Raw genomic sequence first — 18,216 nt, 5'->3', positions numbered from 1 at the left:
GTTATTTAATACTTCATACAGATTCATATATAGTTACATATAGTACAATATATTCACATGCGGTCAATACAAGTCAAAAAACATCGTTTTCAAGATTGGTAAATACCTGATATTGCCTGCGAAAACCTCACACTGAATTCAGGATCGATAACCTTTGACCATACATCAGGGAAGCAGTCTACAAGGTTCTGAAGTTCCTGCTTCCTGTAGTCGATATATCCATCAACCACCGGATAATTCCTGAGTTCCGTAGAACTGGCAACCTGCTTCTTATCTGCTTCACCCCATCTGCCATATTTCTCAAAGTTCTCAAGAAGTTCAAGAGCTACAACTGCATCATGCATATCTCCCAGATTATCCTGAAGTGCCTTCAGGTCCCTTATCAGGTCTTTGGACTCTGAACCAAGTATCTCTTTGAAGAACTCAAGTGTATATCGCAATACCTTCACGTCTATCCTCAGTTGGTGATATTTCTCAAGATAAGGATCCATTGCCTCATTTTCAACAAACTCGGCATATGACCTGACAGTTGCGAACTGTGTGTATAGCAGAACAGGTAACATGTCCACAACCCTGCATGGAATAGGTTCTCCGTCCTTCTTTACGGCCTTCATCTTCCACAACTTCTTGCTTAGCAGATAATTGGCAAACTTATTTTTGAACTTGTTATACTCAACATCATCCAGATAGACAAGCATATTCCCACGCTGTTTCGCCCTTTCTATCATAAGCGCATCAGTAAGTGGATCCATCCCAATTATGGCCTCAGGTGGCTTGTCCTCAAGATAATGATCGATCACCTCAAGGAAAACATCCAGATCGCGTACAGAGCCAAGCACCTTTCTTGTTCTTTTGATGTTCCTGTTATGAGGATATATCTTCTTCATGTCAAGATAGTCCCCCAGGACCTCGATAATCGAACGCATGCGCATTGCAGCAACCCTCATATCATGCAATTCTTCGATATCTCTTCCTACCTTAGTACCTCTTTCATGCTCGACCATTACTCCAAAATGGAGCATCAAAATCTTGCGTGCAGCTTCACGCATGGTGTCTGTTGCCTTTATATCGGTCTTTTTCATCGACCGGAATTCTGAGAACGGAAGGACAGGAACTGATGTAATAGATACTTCCTGACCCTCCATGGAAGAAACTGATGTAGTGTCAGAAACCTCATCCGAAATCTCATCTGATATTTCAGAACCCCCTGATCCCGAAACCTCTGTTATCCCAGTTAATTGTGTGGTTTCCGGAGCCACTTGATCAATAGAACTATCATCATCATGAGCTACATCTGGCCCTGTAGCTTCGTTCTGTAATGTAATAGGTGCATTGCTTTGCTCATTTATCTCCATTACTTGTTCCTCATTATCTTCTTTTTCAGGAGAGTCCACATTTAAAAAGTATGTAGTATCGATGTCATTGGTGTCTGTAAGGAAAGAAGGTTCGTAGAAGCCGGGCGTTATATTGGTCATCATAATACCTGCGAAAGTTGCAAGCATTGACCGGTCATTGTATCTGTCAGGTATATCGTCACTAACAGCACTTTGTTCATCTGCAGTCCCCTGTTCCCCTGAACCTGAAAGTGTCTGCAGGAAATAATTGACGAAAATGTTGATCAATAGCAGGAAAATCCCCAGTGAATAAAACACTATCACATAAGACACCCTTGGATATAACCAGTTGTCAGGAAATGAAACTACGAAAATAAGAAGCCCTGTTACAGATAGAAACAGACCTGCTATGAACGAATAGCTGCGTGAGAGACCCTGGCGCATCCCCGCAATATTGATGCCTGCAAGAATCAACAAAATACCTGCGCCAAGAAGGAAACATACTGTCATTATGACCTCTGAACCTGAACTGCGACTAAGCCTGCTTACCATGGCAAAGAGCAGGGCTGTCATACAAAATACCAGACCTGCCAAAAAGCCCAAAGATGCAAATAAGGAATATTTCTTAACAAACACGTTCGACGACAACGATCTCCCTCTCACAATATCACATTGTTCACTAGCAAATTATAATTTTATGTGCTTCAGGCCTTTCATAGTTTCCCTGAGAATCTGTTGCTCTATTTTCAGTTGCCTTATCTGATTTTTTACGAGGCGGTTTTTTGCTTTTTTACTTTTATTTTCAGAAAGGGAGTCTTTTACTGCCTTTAGGTTTGACCGGACCTTGAATTTGACGATTTCCCTGTCCTTAAGAATTGCTTTAACCGGACAGATCTTTATGCATTTCCCACAGTTGATACATTTTTCATCAACAATAAGAGCTTTCCCTTTTACCATATCTATAGCATCTACAGGACACTTCTTTACGCACTTTTTGCATGATATACATTTCTTTTTGTTGACCAATGGCATATTACCCAATCCTTATTACTAGTTGGTTAAGCAGGTATAAAAGTATATACAGTGAATAAGAATATACTATAGGTACTGTCGTGTAAAAACTTATGATGACCAGATTCAATATTCATTTGCTCAAAGAGAGATTGCTATGATCCAGTCTATCCAGTGGGGTATCGACCCTTTATCATTCGTTTTTCTGGAGAAGATAATACTTTCACTGATGATAGGAATACTCATCGGTATTGAAAGGGAACACTGGCGTGCAGATAAAAAGATATTCGCAGGAGTCAGAACCTTTGCCATTACCTGCATAACAGGCACTATTGCCACGTTACTTGTCGATTATATCGGTGTATGGATACTTGTTGTGACAACTCTGCTTGCCGTTTTTTCTTCAGCCACCCTCATATATGTCGTCAACATACTCAAAGGAAAATCAGGACTTACTACTGCAATTGCACTCTTCTGTACATACCTTTTAGGAATAGTCGTTGCCCAGGGACTATATCTGGTAGCAATAGTTACAGCCCTTATACTAACCTTCATCCTTATAGAGAAAAAGCCCCTGCATTCATTTGCAGAGCATCTCTCGGAAGGTGACATAAACAGCGCTATTAAATTTCTGGCAGTTGCCTTCGTACTTTATCCAATAGTACCGGAAGAACCCATTTTTGGGATAATCAGACTCAAATCATCGATACTTATTGTAGTACTGGTTTCATTAATTAGTTTTGTCAGTTATCTACTCCTGAAGAAGATGGGGGCAAAAGGTGGAATCCCCTATTCAGGCTTTTTTGGAGGATTCATAAGCACTGAGGCCACCATCGTCGCCCTTTCGGGAATATCCAAACAAAGGCCAATACTCAAGGACTCTATTCACATCGGTGCAATGCTTACAATCGTATCCAAGGTAATAAGTAACGTTATTATTGCATTGATAGCAGACCCCAGCGCGAAGACAGCATCAATGATGGCTCCTCCTTTCATAATAATGGGAATCGTCGCTCTGCTATTTGTAATTAAGAAATGGAGAAACACATTGAATCTGGAGGAAAGCATTGACATTGGGTCCCCATTTGCCCTTGGACCTGCTTTTAAATTCGGGGCTGTTTTCACATTACTTCTTATAATTGCCAACTATGCAAATGAATATGGAGGTTCTGCAGGAATCTATGCAACTGCGCTTGGTGGAATTGTCAGCAGTTCTGCTGTTACTGCATCCGTGGCTGCACTGGTATTTACAGGAAAGCTTTCTGCGCAGACGGCCGCTGAAACTGCAATACTTTCCGTAATAATCAGCACCCTCAGCAAACCATTCTATATCAAAATGAGCGGCTCACCGGAATTATTCAAAACAACCTTATTTTCATTCATTGCCATTGCAATATCAGGAACTCTTACACTAATACTTTGGAGCTTTTACATACGGACATATCTTAGTTAATAAGAGAATCTATATAACTATATATATAGAGACGGACTATTTTTTAAGGATAATATATGCTTGAAAATGTAGATCTTTCAAAAAGTCTCAGCAAAAAAGAATATGATGGCATAATCGAAGATTTGACGATACGAATTGGAGAACTACAGAGAAAAGCATGGAAGATGGGCATACCCACCATCATAGTCTTTGAAGGTTGGCATGCATCCGGTATGACAGAGATAATCAACAGATTCCTTTTGACCCTCAACCCAATGGGATTTGATCTTTACACAACTGGAAAGCCCTGTTATCAGGAAGAGCAAAAACCACTATTATGGCGTTTCTGGACAAAGATACCGAAGAAAGGAAGTATAACTATCTTTGACAGGAGCTGGTATCGAAGAGTAGTCATAGAGCATTATGGGAAAGGAAAAGTGGATAAACACATGCCGAAATGCCTTGACGGTATAACCTATTTCGAAAGACAGCTCACAGATGAAGGATACCTTCTCATCAAATTCTTCCTTCACATCAGCAAAAAAGAACAGGCAAAGAGATACCGTGACCTGAAAAAGGATGATGTGCCGCTTTTTATCGTAGAGGAAGAGGAACAGGAATATCTCAATGATTATGACAGGCATCTGCCCGTAATTGAAGGGATCCTTGAAAGGACTGACAGGGCCTCTGCACCCTGGACTATTGTAGAAGCTGAGGACAAGAACTTTGCCACTGTAAAAGTGCTTGCAAAGGTCATAGAGTCGATAGAGAATAAGATAGTTGAAGTTGAGAGCAGTGCCGAAGCAACTCAAACTGACCATGCTGATAACTGCATCGTCCCGAACATAGATTCATCGATACTTGAAAAGATAGATCTGGATAAAAGTATCACGTACAAAGAATACAAAAAAGAAAAGAAGGCATGCCAGAAAAAGATAGTACAGCTCCAGTATGAACTTTTCAGAAACCATATTCCCCTTATCATTGTATTTGAAGGCTGGGACGCTTCAGGAAAAGGTGGTAGTATAAGACGACTTGCACAGAAACTGAACCCCAGGTTATATCGTGTGACCCCTACGGGAGTGCCTTCAAATTATGAACTGGCACACCATTATCTGTGGAGGTTCTATAATGAGATACCCGAAGCAGGCCACATCGGGATATATGACAGAAGCTGGTATGGCAGGGTGCTTGTGGAAAGGGTGGAGAACCTGTGTAATACCCACGAATGGAAGCGTGCATACAGGGAGATAAATGAGTTTGAGGAAATACTTGCGAACTACGGCACCATAATCATCAAGTTATGGACACATATTGACAAAGAGGAACAGCTTAACAGGTTCAAGCAGCGTGAGAACACACCCTATAAGAAGTGGAAGATCACATCAGATGACTGGCGCAACAGGGAAAAATGGAACCTGTACCTTAGTGCTGCAGATGAGATGCTTCAAAAGACAAGCACTTCCTGGGCACCTTGGACAATTGTTGAATCAAATGACAAGTATTATGCAAGAATAAAGATACTACATACCGTCATCGACCGTGTCGAAGAGGATTTAAAACAGAGAGGACTTCAATAGTCTTCTCTGAAATAAACATTTTGTTCAAAGAGCAAGACCCACATGTCTGCTTTTGTGTCTACCATGGCTGTGCCAACTTCGGCTACATAAATGCATCTTTTGCCTTATTTTGCGTGTGCCATAGCATCGACAGACATTATATTGTAAGATGCTTTGAGTATTAATCCTGTAATTCACCCCTTTTGCATCACGACAAGCTGAATTTAACCGTGATAATATGAGGATTTGCGTGATACCATAGAAAATATTGGGTTTCATCTCATGTTTGAAAAATAATTTAGCCCTGTAGAAATCCCCGAAGTTATCTGATAATTCATGTGAGCAATATCATTAAATATAATACCAATTGTATATATATATTATGCATATATAAGTATAGTTGCTACAAAGCAATAAAATTTCAAGTTCATATCTCAAAATATTTAGAACCTATTTATGGATGTGCCTCATGAAAAAAATTGAATTAATAGGAACATCAGCAGCAGGTAAAACGACTTTGTTCAAACAGATGTTGTTAGAAGGAAATGACACTAAGGAATGGGTTACACCTGAAAAAGCAAGAATTGAAATTGCAATGAAACAAAAATATACGTTGATCAAAGATGGCGTTGTACCTTTTATTGGCTATAATGCATATTATTTATGTAAAAGAGAACCACATTTTTTAGCATCTACGTTGGAACAATTATTAATAAATAAATATACAGATGCTGTTTTGGAAACGTGTGTTGCTGATTATAAATGTCTCTTTGAGCTGCTGCTAGATTCCTGGAGTACAAAAACAATACATATTAAACCTTATAATATGATACATTTTTGCAGGTACTATGAATCAATTCTTATTAAAGATGTAGCATTTTTAGACTTTTTTAATTATGATGGGACTATTATCTATGAAGATGGAATAATACATAATAACATTGGCATAGTAAATGACAGTTCATATGAGAAACTATTAAAGTTAAGTCCTGAAAAAAGGAAAAAAATAATCCCAAGTGGGATTATTTATTGTAATATTTCTTTAGAAGAAAACATATTACGAAGACAAAAAAGAATGGCAAGTGGACAAATAACATCCTTTGAACTAAACCTCAATGAAGATGAACTGATACAATTATGCAAAGAAGGATGTGTAAATGTATCCCGTAAAGCCAAACTTATGCATGATTTAGGTGTTCCCGTATTAGAACTTAATATGTCAAAAAATAATGAAGATAACATCTCTCAAATTATTTCATTCATAAATGAAATAGATAAATGATATTTCCTTAAGATTTAAAAAATTGAATATTGGTCCTGTAAGAGTTCTTAATATTCAGTTCATATTAATTTGAGAATTGACCATCACGGAAATCTGAATATTGTGGTCCTTAAGCCCAAGTTCAACAGTTAAAATTAATAAATGTATTCTTAATCGAACGCATAGAAGAGGAACTGGAACAGAGAAGACTTCAATAGTCTTCCCTGAAATAAACATCCTTTTCAAAGAGCAAGCGCCACATATCGGCTTTCGTATCTGCCCTATCAGTATCTATATCTGCCCCAGGGCCCTTCACTTTTATGACTATATCTTCTTTCTTTAGATCAATATCAACTATTTTACTGTCCATTCTGCTAAGGTCCAGTGCATCTGCAATACGTAGGATAGCTGCCATTTTAAGAATATCGTCCTGCATCTGCAAAGGAATTTTTGAAAATATCTTATTCTGGGACAATTTCAGTAGCTTGTTCCTGTCTATTCTTTTCTTATGAAGAAATGTCGTCCAGGGCAGGAACAGGCAAAGAGGGTACGGTAGTTCCCCAGGACATGAAGTGATAAGAATATCCCTTCCTGCTTTATGGTGGGTCTTCATATCGGTCATTACACCAATATCATGTATAAGAGCAGCAAATCTTAATGTATGGCGTAGACTATCATCTAAATTGTGGATTGGCTTTAAGGCATCAAAAAGCTGAAGGGAATTCTCAGCAACTTTACGGGCATGCTCCAGTTCTACATTGTACTCCTCGAACATATCCATTATAGGAGAGAATGATATCTGTTCAGCTTCCGGAATATTCACATAATCCAGACTGAGAGCATCTTTTCTAATATTCTCCATGTAAAGTTCAAAACCATTATCAAATTTGGAACTGCTACCTGCAACAAGATGAATTTCATCGGTAAAGAATGCTGCAATCTCATGAATATCAGCCTCTGTGCCATCACCTGTAAGCTCCACTTCAAGCTCAAGATAGCTCTTATTATTATTATTATCACAAGCAATGATCACATCGTCAAAACTCAATTCTGCAATATACCTCTGCCCATCATAGACCTGAAGGTCGGTCCTTTGGTGTTCAACAGAAAAAAGTGGAAGAAGAGTACCTTTACCGATTATTCCCAATATCTGATTTTTAAGCACATAATTATTCCATTCTTTTACAGGAAGTTTTTCAGACATACTAAATTCTGTTTCTTCCCTCATATGAATAAGAGAACTGGAACTTTTTAACGACTTGAGAGTATAAACAACCTTATCTTTCTTCTCCCTACATCGAAATGAAAAGCCTGAAGCATAAATAGCCATATCCACGGTGTCGAAATATGTATCTTTGAATTCTTTTGCCACAGCATCTTGGACATCGAATCTGTTAATATTATCAATATTCATGAGATTATCAAAAATATCCCGATCTGATACAATGAACTTAGCTTCAATTTCCATAAATAAACATACTGTGTTCTAAGTTAAAAGTTTTCGATTCAGGAACAACGTCTTTTTTCCCGATATATAAAAGAACCATCACCATTGTTCAAAAAACCCATCTTTTCCCAGAAACCTACTGCTGTTGGTCGTACTCTGTCTGCAACAATCTTACTGAATTCACCCTTAAAAACCTCTTATGGTTTTCCTGGCATAATTATTTCCTTTATATTCAGGAAAGATTATTATTGAATAAATCAACAGGATATTGCCGTCTACCTTGCCCCGAACCTTTCCAACCCTTATATCAGCCCGATCATTATTTAACCACCTGTATTCAGAACCCTGAACAGGTGGTAGCAGGTTAAGTGAGAGTGCACATGGCATCGTGAAAACATCCATATTTTATTAATTTAATTCATGAAACTTTCCGATATAGTTGAGCATTTGCCACTACCGGTTCAAAACAATCCTGCATTTCTGGTGGTATCTTCTGGGTTTGCTCAGTTGCAAAATATCCTCTATCAATGGAGTCATGGAACATATGAAGGACTTCTATCCTTTCTTCTTCCTTAAAATGTAAAAGCACATTTTTGCAAAGAATCAGATTAAGACCAGTCCTGATAGGTTTTAAGTCTAAAAGATTATGCCGTGTGAACTCCACACTTTTTCTGATTTCATCAGAAATAATAAAGTGGTCAGGTTCATTTGCAGGTGAGAAGTATTTATTGAATATTGGCTCCGGAATTCTCTGTACCATTTCTCATGGATATACACCTTTTTTGATAATATCTCCGAAAAGGTTACTATTGTCTATATCTGTTGCATGTATCTTCACATTCCTGAAGATCATGCCCATATTTTCCCGCAGTACCATTGCCAATGAATAAGGTTCAGGACCCATGGCACAACCAGCATCCCATATATGTATATATCTGCGACTCCTAAGTTCCGGAATCACATAATCTCGAATCATTTCCAGCGTTTGCAGGTCCCTGAAAAAGTAAGTGAAAGCTATTAATATCCCTCCTGAATAGACATTAATTCTGACTAAGATTAATTAAAAGTAAATATGTTATCCAAATGTTAGATATCGCGTTGCAAAATATAAACTAATCTTTGCTTTAAAGAAGCAATAGAAACAAAAAATGGTTCTGTCGAAAACATAGATATCCAAGAGTTTATAGAATTCAACAATCATTTTGGATGTGCTGCCACACATTAATCATTTTTGAGGAATTACGTTGACTGATATTTATTTTAATATGATTTCTACATAGTCTAAAAATAAAACCAGGCAGAAAAAATAAAAATAAAATATCGATTGCCTGAATATCAGGCAAGACTTGCGATATCTTCAACTTCCTTTTTATTCAATACCCTTGCAAGATCAAGAAGTATCAGGAGACGATCATCCAGTTTGCCTACACCTGTGATATAATCCTTACTTACATTCGACATGACAAGTTCAGGTGCTGGATCAATGTTTGAAGCAGGTATCCTCAATACTTCATTCACGGAGTCAACGATCATACCCACAACATTATCACCGATCTCAACGACAATTATGCGTGAATGCTCGTCTAATTCCTTTGATACAAGATTAAACCTTTTATCAAGATCTATAACCACAATTATCCTGCCACGAAGGTTGATAACACCTTCTACATAATCAGGAGATTGAGGAATCTGAGTAATCTCAGGCATCCTTATAATCTCTTGGACTTTCATGATCTCTACTCCGAATTCCTCGCCTCCAAGCTGGAAGACTACCATTTGCAATAATTCATCAGTAGGACCTGTTCCTGATATTGAAATATCTTTCATATTATATCATCCCATTAGACAAGAGCATGCTCTTTCTTTTCACTGTATTTTGTTTCCCCGGATTTTTCTGTATGCCCGGCAGAAAAATTGGTATCCAATATGAACTTATCAACAACAACTTTCATACCACCTGCAAGGCGTGAAAGATCCTCAGCAGATCTTGAAAGTTCCTGCATTGTAGCACTCTGTTCCTGTACCGCAGCGGATGCTTCTTCAGTTCCTGCTGCAGATTCTTCAGAAATAGCACTAACCTCTTCGATCGAAGAAGTTATCTCTTCAATCGAAGCAGACTGTTCCTGTGCAGCAGCCGCAATGTCCTGGACCATATTTGCTATTTGGTTACCTGCACCAACTACTTTCTCAATGACAACGGCTACTTCGTTAATGGCAGTTGCACCTGTTTCAACTTCTGCAGAACCCTGCTGCATGGAATTGACTGCATTTTGAGTACCCTCCTGAATCTCACCAATGAGATTTGATATCTGTTTTGCAGCATTTCCGGAGTCTTCAGCAAGTTTTCGGACCTCATCTGCCACAACAGCAAATCCACGACCATGCTCACCTGCACGTGCTGCCTCTATGGCTGCATTGAGAGCAAGGAGATTGGTCTGGTCTGCAATATTTGTAATCAGGTTAACGATCTCACCTATCTGCTTGGACTTACCATCAAGTTGCATAATGACGCCTGAAGACTCTGAAGTTGCAGTTCTGATGGAATTCATCTTGACAAGAAGATCCTTGGCAATTGAACCAAGGTTATTAATTAATTCATTAGAATCCCTGGCACTTTCGGCTGCTCTTTGTGAGTTTGTGGCAACTTCCTGAACAGTCATAGTCATATCCACCATTGCACGAGATACTTCTTCTGTCTTTGCTGCCTGGCTCTGGGCACCTCTTGATATCTCTGAAACCGTATCAGCTACCTGATAAGATGAAGAAGACATCTGTTCTACGGATGCTGACATCTCTTCAGCCGTAGATGCAACATTCCTTGAACTGTCGTGTACCATAGAAACAACATTATTCAATGATTTTCTTGTGTTCTCAATACCATCTGTAAGCACCTTGAATTCTCCAACTCCCTGGACGGAAAGTGCCTGGCTAAGATCATTGTTTGAAATTGCATCCAGAACATGAGAAGAATCTGCAATTATTGTCTGCAGGTTTCCACCGAAATCATCGAGTGTGTCGGAGAAGAGTTTGAAATCACCCTTTGTTTCAAAATCGAACCTTGCATCAAGATCACCAGCAGAATATTCATTGACTATGCGCATTGCCTCATTAAGTGGATTCACAAGCGCATCTATAGCCAGATTAACAGTATTGATTGCGTCGTTGAAACGTCCTTCATACATGGAACCGTCTGCCCTGTAGTCAAGATTACCGGCCTCAGCAGCATTTCCAAGTTTAATGAACTCATCGACTATTCCTTCTATGTTGCTCATCATTGAGATGTAACATGGAATGAGTTCATCATTTTCGGACCGTTTACCTACTTTCTTGAGTCCTTCAAGATCACTCAGGTCACCCACAGCAATCTTCTTGTTAACACCCATCACAGTCAGTATCCTGTCACGAATACCGTTAGTTGCTGATGCTACTTCGGCAAAGATTCCCTGGTAATTACCTTCAACCGTTCTTGTATGGTCATTATTTTCTATCAATTGCAACACTTCATTGCTCTCTACAAGGCCAGCAAGACCAGCAATGCAGTTATTGATATTGACCTTTATATGATTAAAATCACCCTTATATTCAGCAGTTATCTTCTCAGGTACCTCGCCTTTTGATATCTGCTCAACATAATCAGCAGTTACATTCAGTGGATTAATAATAGCATCAAAAGCATCATTAACAGTTGTGATAGCTTCGTTGAACATACCCTGAAAACCGGATGCATCTGCCCTGTACTCAAGTCTTCCGCTTTCAGCTGCATGGCCAAGACTGATAAATTCATCTGTCATACCCTTGACACTTTCCATCATTGCGACGGTGTATGGAAGGAGTTTATCGTTCTCAGAACGCTTTCCTACTGCTTTGTATTTTTCAAGGTCGCTGAAATCTCCCTTGGCCATGTATTCAAAGGTACGCTGGATATTCTGGAGCCTTTTACAAACTTCATTTACTGCATAAGCATTATCTTTGAATGTTCCGTCATACTGACCTTCAACACTTATCTCAAAGTCGTTGACAGCCAGTTTGAGCAGGACATCAGTGCTCTCGTTAAGAGGCTTGGCAATGGAATCAAGAGTATTATTAAGATTCTCGATAATGGTCCTGAACTCACCACCATGACGAGCAGCATCGGCACGAACATCTACCTTGCCTTGAGAACCTGCGGCTGCAAGCATTCCTGAATCCTCGATCAAGGCATTGATAGCATCGACACAAGTATTAAGATTATTTTTGAGATCGTTGAAGCTACCCTTGAACTCCTTCGTGATCTTTGGTGGGATATCGCCATTTGAAAGCCGGGTTACATATTTGGATGCTGCCATAAAAGGCGTAACAATGGAATCAACCATTGTATTGATACCTGTAATAAGTTCTTTGGCATCACCTTCGAAGTTATCAGGATCTGCACGAACATCAAGATGACCTTCAATTGTAGAGTTTACCATTAAATTGATCTGTTCAGCAACTTTACCCTGTTGTTCAATCTCGTTTTTCCATCCAGTGGCCTTATCCAGGAACGCATTTAATGCTTCTGACATCTCCCCCTCGAGTCCATTGGCCTGAGGACTCAGCCTTGAAGCTGAATTGCCATTATCAATGGAATTCAGAACATCAATTATCTCATTGTATAGTTTGTTATTTTTCCCTAGCATGTTTTCACCTTATAGTATCAAAATTGATGGACGGCGTAAGTTTAATTTTTGCACATTTACATTAATATACTTGCATCCGAACATACAATTCAGTATAATTATAATTAGGCTTATTGAAAGATAAACACAATTATATAAAAATGTATCTACTAAAAATATATATACATTCGTATATGAACTGTATTCTTGGGGGAACAACCAGTTTTCCCACTTGATTTGGATATTGAATCCAGTATGAATTCATCGATAACTGCCTTCATGCCACCTGCAATACTTGAGAGGACTTCTGCTGGCCTTGAAAGTTCCTTCATTGTGACATTTTGTTCCCGGAACACAACAGAAAAATGATCAGATGATTGTGACCCAGCAAAATAAATCATTTAGACACTAGGATAATAATATGTCACTTTTAGTAGTTATAAATTATATTTAGCCAATACTTTCTTTTTTATTAATTAGTGTGCAGAGCATACAGAATATATAAGCTATTCACCAGAAACTACATAAAAGAACATGATATATATTAGACAATTCCATCTGACACGGAGTTAGATAATTCTTTATTATTATTTACCACTCACACTACTATATTAATTCCCGGAGGATTCCTATGAAAGTAAAAATAACCGAAACTATTCTTCGAGATGCGCATCAATCTCTTATTGCCACCAGAATGCGCACCCGCAACATGCTTCCAATTGTAGACAAGCTTGATGAAGTCGGATACTATTCACTTGAGATGTGGGGTGGAGCCACATTTGACAGCTCTATAAGGTATCTCAATGAGGACCCATGGGAAAGATTGAGGGACCTGAAAAAACACATGAAGGAAACCCCTGCACAAATGCTTCTCAGGGGACAGAACCTGGTAGGATACAGACACTATTCCGATGATGTTGTGGAAAAATTCGTCAAAAAAGCCTACGAAAATGGTATTGACATTTTCAGGGTTTTTGATGCTGTTAACGACATACGCAACATGGAAAAGGCCATCACTGTGGCCAAAAAGGAAGGAGCTCATGTACAGGGAGCCATAGCTTATACAATCAGTCCTGTCCATACTATAGAGAAATATGTAGAGCTTGCAACCGATTTTGCAGAACTTGGGTGCGATTCAATATGCATCAAAGACATGGCTGGCCTTATATCGCCACAACAAGCATACAACCTTGTAAAAGCACTCAAAGCAGAAGTAAATCTTCCTGTGGACCTTCACGCACACTGCACATCAGGTATGGCACCTATGAGCTACACAGCAGCATGCAGAGCAGGAGTTGACATACTTGATACTGCACTTTCTCCCTTTTCATGGGGAACATCACAACCACCTACAGAATCAATTATTGCTGCACTTGCTGAAACAAAGAGGGCTACAGGACTTGATCTTGAACTTATCTCAGAGATCTCACAGTATTTCAAAGATATAAAAGAACAATATCGCTGCATACTCGATCCAATTTCAGAGCAGATAGACACCAACGTACTGCTTTATCAGATACCAGGAGGCATGCTATCAAACCTTGTATCACAACTCAAGGAACAAAATGCACTGGACAGGTTCAAGGATGTACTCAAAGAGATGCCACTGGTACGTGCAGAACTTGGATACCCCCCGCTTGTCACACCAACCAGCCAGATAGTTGGCACCCAGGCAGTACTCAATGTGCTGATGGGTGAGAGATACAAGGTAATTCCAAAGGAAGTAAAAGATTATGTTCGCGGTCTTTACGGAAGACCACCGCAGAAGATAAGCGCCGAGATAATTTCAAAAATAATCGGTGAAGATGAGCCAATAACCTGCAGACCTGCAGATCTTCTCCCGCCGGAATACGAGAAGATGAAGAAGGAAGCAGAAGATATGGGTATTGTGAAGAAGGAAGAAGATATACTCACATATATACTCTATCCTGCTATTGCTCCTGCTTTCCTGAGAGGTGAACTGGAAGAAGAAGATCTTGTACCACTCATGGAGAAGAAACACCCCTGTGCCACAGCAGACTTCTCAGGCATACCAACTGACTATAAGGTTGAAATTGACGGGGAAGTATTTACTGTCAAAGTAAATCCTGTAGGCGGTTCAGTTAAAGTCGTTGAAGCAGATGCGAAGCCAACTGCAGATACTGTACCTGGCGCCGTTACAAGTCATATGCAGGGAATGGTACTTTCCATAAAAACTAAGATAGGAGACTGCATTGAAGAAGGTGACGCCCTCTGTGTCATTGAGGCCATGAAAATGGAAAACGCTATCCATGCACCACACGGCGGAACCGTAAAAGCAATATTGATAGCCGAAGGCGATGCGGTAAAGTCTGGCGATGTACTATTAAGTATAGAGTAGGTGAGCCTGCAATGTTCAAGAAAGTACTTATAGCCAACAGGGGAGAAATAGCCATACGTGCAATGCGTGCATGTCGTGAGCTTGGTGTCCAGACAGTGGCGGTGTACTCAGAAGCCGATAAGAATGCCCTTTTCGCAAAATATGCAGATGAAGCGTATCCGATCGGTCCTGCTCCTTCAAGCCAGAGTTACCTGAACGGTGACAAAATAATAGAAGTTGCACTTGAATCAGGGGCTGAGGGAATCCACCCAGGATATGGATTCTTATCTGAAAACAGCAAATTTGCCCGTAAGTGCGAGGAAGCAGGAATTACTTTTATAGGACCTTCAAGCAGGGCTATAGAGCAGATGGGAAGCAAGATCGCTGCCAGGAATACTATGATAGAAGCAGGTGTCCCAGTAGTCCCAGGGACGAACGAAGCTATATCAGACCCTGAAAAAGCAGCAGATATTGCAGATGGTATTGGATACCCTGTTATAATTAAAGCATCTACAGGTGGTGGTGGGATTGGAATGAAGGTCGTACATTCCAGAAAGGAATTCCACAATGCCCTTAATTCAATACAGTCTGTAGCAGAATCAGCATTTGGAGACTCAACAGTATTTATAGAAAAATACGTAGAAGAACCAAGACATATCGAATTCCAGATTCTTGCAGATAAGTACGGAGATGCAGTATATGTTATGGAAAGGGAATGTTCCATACAGCGCAGACACCAAAAACTTATTGAGGAAGCACCTTCCCCGGTAATGACACCTGAACTTCGTAAACAAATGGGAGAAACTGCAGTAAAGGCTGCAAAAGCCATAGGATACGAGAATGCAGGAACTGTTGAATTCCTTTATTCAAAGGGTGAATTTTACTTCCTTGAAGTAAACACCAGACTTCAGGTAGAACATACTATCAGTGAAATGATCACAGGTATTGATTTGGCAAAACAGCAGCTACACATCGCATGTGGAGAAAGATTGCCATTCAAGCAGGAGGACATTCGCATCAATGGATGGGCAATCGAGTGCCGTATTAACGCTGAAGATCCACTCAATGATTTTGCACCTTCACCGGGTAAGATTAAGAGATATCGCTCTGCCGGTGGACCTGGAATCAGGGTTGACAGTGGAGTTCATATGGGATACACAATATCACCTTACTATGACTCTATGATCTCAAAACTCTGTGCATGGGGAAGCGACAGGGATGAAGCTATTGACAGGATGCAGAGAGCACTTTACGAATATGTTGTTGTAGGAGTGACAACCAATATTCCGTTCCATAAAGCAGTCTTAAGACACCCTGCATTCAGAGAAGGGAAACTTACAACCCATTTCATAGAGGATTATAACATCATCGAAGAAGTGAAAAAGGTTGTTGAGGAAGATAGGACCAAGGGAGTCACCTTGGCATCGGTACTTGACACAAGAGATGCTAAGATAGCTGCTGCAACTGCTGCGGTTAGTTCTTATGTTAATGCTGCCAAAAAACAGACAAAGTAACAAACCTTTGGCAACAACATATAACATGGTGAAAAGTTAACATTCGTATGGCGGAATGTTCGTGAATGACAACAGAAAAGAGATCATAAGATTACTAAAGCAATCAGAAGGGAATCCGGTCTCTGGTCAGGAGATAGGAGAGAAGCTAGGTATAACCAGGGCAATGGTATGGAAGTATATAAGAGCTCTCAGAAAAGAAGGATACGACATCCGCTCCTCCCCTAAAATAGGATATACACTTGATGCGTACCCGGACAGAATTGATTCTGATGAGCTAGGAAAAGTCCTGAGAACGAGTCTTATAGGAACTGACATAAGATACTATTCTGAACTAGGATCAACTAACAATACTGCCAGGGAAATTGCAGCTAAGGTCACTGAAGGTACAGTCGTTATTGCAGAAACGCAAACAAATGGCCGTGGACGTCTGGGAACTGAATGGCAGTCTGCTTCCGGAGGTGTATGGGTATCCCTTATTCTGAAGCCTTCCATTCCACTTGAAAATGTGTCAAAGATAACGCTTGTGGTAGGCATTGCTGTAACAAATGCCTTAAGAGCCTTGAATGTTGATGCACATGTTAAATGGCCAAATGACGTACTTGTCAAAGGCAAGAAAATATGCGGCATACTTACTGAGGTGAGTGCAGAAGTCGAAAAAGTAGATCACATCATATTGGGGATTGGAATCAATGCTAACGTCAAGCTCTCAGACCTAAAGGATGAAATCAGAAAGAATTCCACAAGCATTGCCAATGAACTTGGAAAGACAATCGACAGAACTACTTTTCTTGCAGACCTCTTTTATGAACTTGAACAACAGTACATCAGGTTCAAAACAAAACAATTCACTGATATTGTTGATGAGTGGATCAATCTCTCAGACACAATAGGAAAAGAAGTTAAGATTACAACACCAAATAAAATAATTGAAGGTAAGGCTGTAGGGATAACAGAAAGAGGTGCACTTGTGGTCATTGACAGAAATGGAAATAGACAGGAAATCATCGCAGGAAGCTGCCGATATAGTAACTGATCTGGTGAAGTGATGCTTTTATGCTGGTCTTAAAAAGAGCCTACAACATTAACTTTACATTTGTGATTACATTGCTACTTTTTATATCAGCAATAACTCCTGCATATGCTGATACGTTGATCATGAAAGAATACGGTGAACCTTTGATCCAAGTTAAACCTATAGAAACATTGCTTATAAATGGAACCAGTATCTTGCTGACAACGGGACAAACATGGGAATTCTACCAGAACTATACATTAACTATAAAAAGCGTGAACCTTGAGCAAAGACAGGTATGGATCGAACTACTGCATGAAAATAAAACCTTGAAGGAAAGAATCCTGTCAGAAGACGAGATGTTTATCTATTCAAAAGGGGAAGATGAGGAAGAGAGAAAAATATTAAACCTTACTGTTGATACCATATACATTAGCCCAGGCGGAGAGCTTGTTGCATTCAAACCAGTATATCAGTATCGGGACTATGACTTGCCGGAACCTGTTATTCCAGAAGATGAAGAGAACATTGATCAAAACAATGGAAGCGTATCATCCGGAGATAATAATGTTGGACAAACCAGTGGATTCACAATCTTCCAGGCATTTGCATGTACATCGATTTTGCTGGCATGCAGACGATATTATTTAAAATAAAAAAATAACAGTAGAGAG

At 39.6% G+C, this 18,216-nt stretch carries 14 protein-coding genes and 1 pseudogene; 8 read left to right on the top strand and 7 right to left on the bottom strand.

All coding sequences use genetic code 11. From position 1 onward, the window contains the following. Nucleotides 1-89: 89 nt before the first annotated feature. Together QZZ23_RS03475 and QZZ23_RS03470 are read right to left on the bottom strand one after the other, a co-directional pair. Nucleotides 90-1,982 (bottom strand): CHAD domain-containing protein, encoded by a 1,893-nt coding sequence (locus QZZ23_RS03475; protein WP_292466863.1) that lies wholly within the window; start codon nt 1,980-1,982, stop codon nt 90-92. A 39-nt stretch (nt 1,983-2,021) separates the two neighbouring features. Continuing rightward, entirely contained in the window at nt 2,022-2,366 is a 345-nt protein-coding gene (locus tag QZZ23_RS03470) for a 4Fe-4S binding protein (protein ID WP_292466861.1), read from the bottom strand. 136 nt (nt 2,367-2,502) lie between these two features. Between QZZ23_RS03470 and QZZ23_RS03465 the strand changes: the two genes are divergently transcribed. From QZZ23_RS03465 to QZZ23_RS03455, 3 genes are all read left to right on the top strand, one after another. Continuing rightward, nucleotides 2,503-3,798, top strand: a complete 1,296-nt coding sequence (locus tag QZZ23_RS03465) for an MgtC/SapB family protein (protein ID WP_292466860.1) — start codon at nt 2,503-2,505, stop codon at nt 3,796-3,798. 56 nt (nt 3,799-3,854) lie between these two features. Then, nucleotides 3,855-5,357: a polyphosphate:AMP phosphotransferase gene (pap, locus tag QZZ23_RS03460; RefSeq protein ID WP_292466858.1), complete on the top strand. Its 1,503-nt coding sequence runs from the start codon at nt 3,855-3,857 to the stop codon at nt 5,355-5,357. A gap of 448 nt (nt 5,358-5,805) precedes the next feature. Beyond that, a complete protein-coding gene (locus QZZ23_RS03455; protein WP_292466856.1) occupies nt 5,806-6,618 on the top strand; it encodes a hypothetical protein in 813 nt (270 codons plus the stop codon). Nucleotides 6,619-6,808: 190 nt separating this feature from the next. Here QZZ23_RS03455 and QZZ23_RS03450 read toward each other — a convergent pair whose 3' ends face one another. The 5 genes and pseudogenes from QZZ23_RS03450 to QZZ23_RS03430 all read right to left on the bottom strand — a co-directional run bounded on the left by QZZ23_RS03450 (nt 6,809) and on the right by QZZ23_RS03430 (nt 12,699). Further along, entirely contained in the window at nt 6,809-8,065 is a 1,257-nt protein-coding gene (locus tag QZZ23_RS03450; protein ID WP_292466854.1) for a CYTH domain-containing protein, read from the bottom strand. A gap of 165 nt (nt 8,066-8,230) precedes the next feature. Then, on the bottom strand, nt 8,231-8,446 hold the full coding sequence (locus QZZ23_RS03445) for a hypothetical protein (protein ID WP_292466852.1): 216 nt from the start codon (nt 8,444-8,446) through the stop codon (nt 8,231-8,233). A gap of 16 nt (nt 8,447-8,462) precedes the next feature. Beyond that, nucleotides 8,463-9,062: pseudogene (locus QZZ23_RS03440) on the bottom strand (CheR family methyltransferase). A gap of 317 nt (nt 9,063-9,379) precedes the next feature. Then, nucleotides 9,380-9,871 carry a chemotaxis protein CheW gene (locus QZZ23_RS03435; protein ID WP_292466850.1) on the bottom strand — a complete coding sequence of 164 codons (492 nt, stop codon included), beginning with the start codon at nt 9,869-9,871 and terminating at the stop codon, nt 9,380-9,382. A gap of 14 nt (nt 9,872-9,885) precedes the next feature. Beyond that, nucleotides 9,886-12,699 (bottom strand): methyl-accepting chemotaxis protein, encoded by a 2,814-nt coding sequence (locus tag QZZ23_RS03430; protein ID WP_292466849.1) that lies wholly within the window; start codon nt 12,697-12,699, stop codon nt 9,886-9,888. A 186-nt stretch (nt 12,700-12,885) separates the two neighbouring features. On the opposite strand from QZZ23_RS03430, the gene QZZ23_RS03425 reads away from it, so the two are divergent. The 5 genes from QZZ23_RS03425 (at nt 12,886) to QZZ23_RS03405 (ending at nt 18,198) form a co-directional block, all read left to right on the top strand. After that, a complete protein-coding gene (locus QZZ23_RS03425; RefSeq protein ID WP_292466847.1) occupies nt 12,886-13,047 on the top strand; it encodes a hypothetical protein in 162 nt (53 codons plus the stop codon). A gap of 262 nt (nt 13,048-13,309) precedes the next feature. Continuing rightward, nucleotides 13,310-15,037, top strand: a complete 1,728-nt coding sequence (gene oadA / locus QZZ23_RS03420; protein WP_292466845.1) for a sodium-extruding oxaloacetate decarboxylase subunit alpha — start codon at nt 13,310-13,312, stop codon at nt 15,035-15,037. A gap of 11 nt (nt 15,038-15,048) precedes the next feature. Then, on the top strand, nt 15,049-16,530 hold the full coding sequence (locus QZZ23_RS03415) for an acetyl-CoA carboxylase biotin carboxylase subunit (RefSeq protein ID WP_292466843.1): 1,482 nt from the start codon (nt 15,049-15,051) through the stop codon (nt 16,528-16,530). 61 nt (nt 16,531-16,591) lie between these two features. Continuing rightward, a complete protein-coding gene (locus QZZ23_RS03410) occupies nt 16,592-17,563 on the top strand; it encodes a biotin--[acetyl-CoA-carboxylase] ligase (protein ID WP_292466840.1) in 972 nt (323 codons plus the stop codon). 20 nt (nt 17,564-17,583) lie between these two features. Continuing rightward, nucleotides 17,584-18,198, top strand: a complete 615-nt coding sequence (locus QZZ23_RS03405; RefSeq protein WP_292466839.1) for an S-layer protein domain-containing protein — start codon at nt 17,584-17,586, stop codon at nt 18,196-18,198. Nucleotides 18,199-18,216 lie beyond the last annotated feature (18 nt).

The sequence above is a fragment of the Methanolobus sp. genome, from assembly GCF_016278385.1.
Classification (GTDB): domain Archaea; phylum Halobacteriota; class Methanosarcinia; order Methanosarcinales; family Methanosarcinaceae; genus Methanolobus.
This window is presented reverse-complemented; position numbering and strand designations above follow the sequence as displayed.

Coding starts and splice junctions, on each gene's coding strand:
- QZZ23_RS03445 (WP_292466852.1), bottom strand. CDS start 8,446: ATGGATGTTTTCACGATGCCATGTGCACTCTCACTTAACCTGCTACCA.
- QZZ23_RS03405 (WP_292466839.1), top strand. CDS start 17,584: ATGCTGGTCTTAAAAAGAGCCTACAACATTAACTTTACATTTGTGATT.
- pap (WP_292466858.1), top strand. CDS start 3,855: ATGCTTGAAAATGTAGATCTTTCAAAAAGTCTCAGCAAAAAAGAATAT.
- oadA (WP_292466845.1), top strand. CDS start 13,310: ATGAAAGTAAAAATAACCGAAACTATTCTTCGAGATGCGCATCAATCT.
- QZZ23_RS03470 (WP_292466861.1), bottom strand. CDS start 2,366: ATGCCATTGGTCAACAAAAAGAAATGTATATCATGCAAAAAGTGCGTA.
- QZZ23_RS03465 (WP_292466860.1), top strand. CDS start 2,503: ATGATCCAGTCTATCCAGTGGGGTATCGACCCTTTATCATTCGTTTTT.
- QZZ23_RS03455 (WP_292466856.1), top strand. CDS start 5,806: ATGAAAAAAATTGAATTAATAGGAACATCAGCAGCAGGTAAAACGACT.
- QZZ23_RS03435 (WP_292466850.1), bottom strand. CDS start 9,871: ATGAAAGATATTTCAATATCAGGAACAGGTCCTACTGATGAATTATTG.
- QZZ23_RS03430 (WP_292466849.1), bottom strand. CDS start 12,699: ATGCTAGGGAAAAATAACAAACTATACAATGAGATAATTGATGTTCTG.
- QZZ23_RS03415 (WP_292466843.1), top strand. CDS start 15,049: ATGTTCAAGAAAGTACTTATAGCCAACAGGGGAGAAATAGCCATACGT.
- QZZ23_RS03450 (WP_292466854.1), bottom strand. CDS start 8,065: ATGGAAATTGAAGCTAAGTTCATTGTATCAGATCGGGATATTTTTGAT.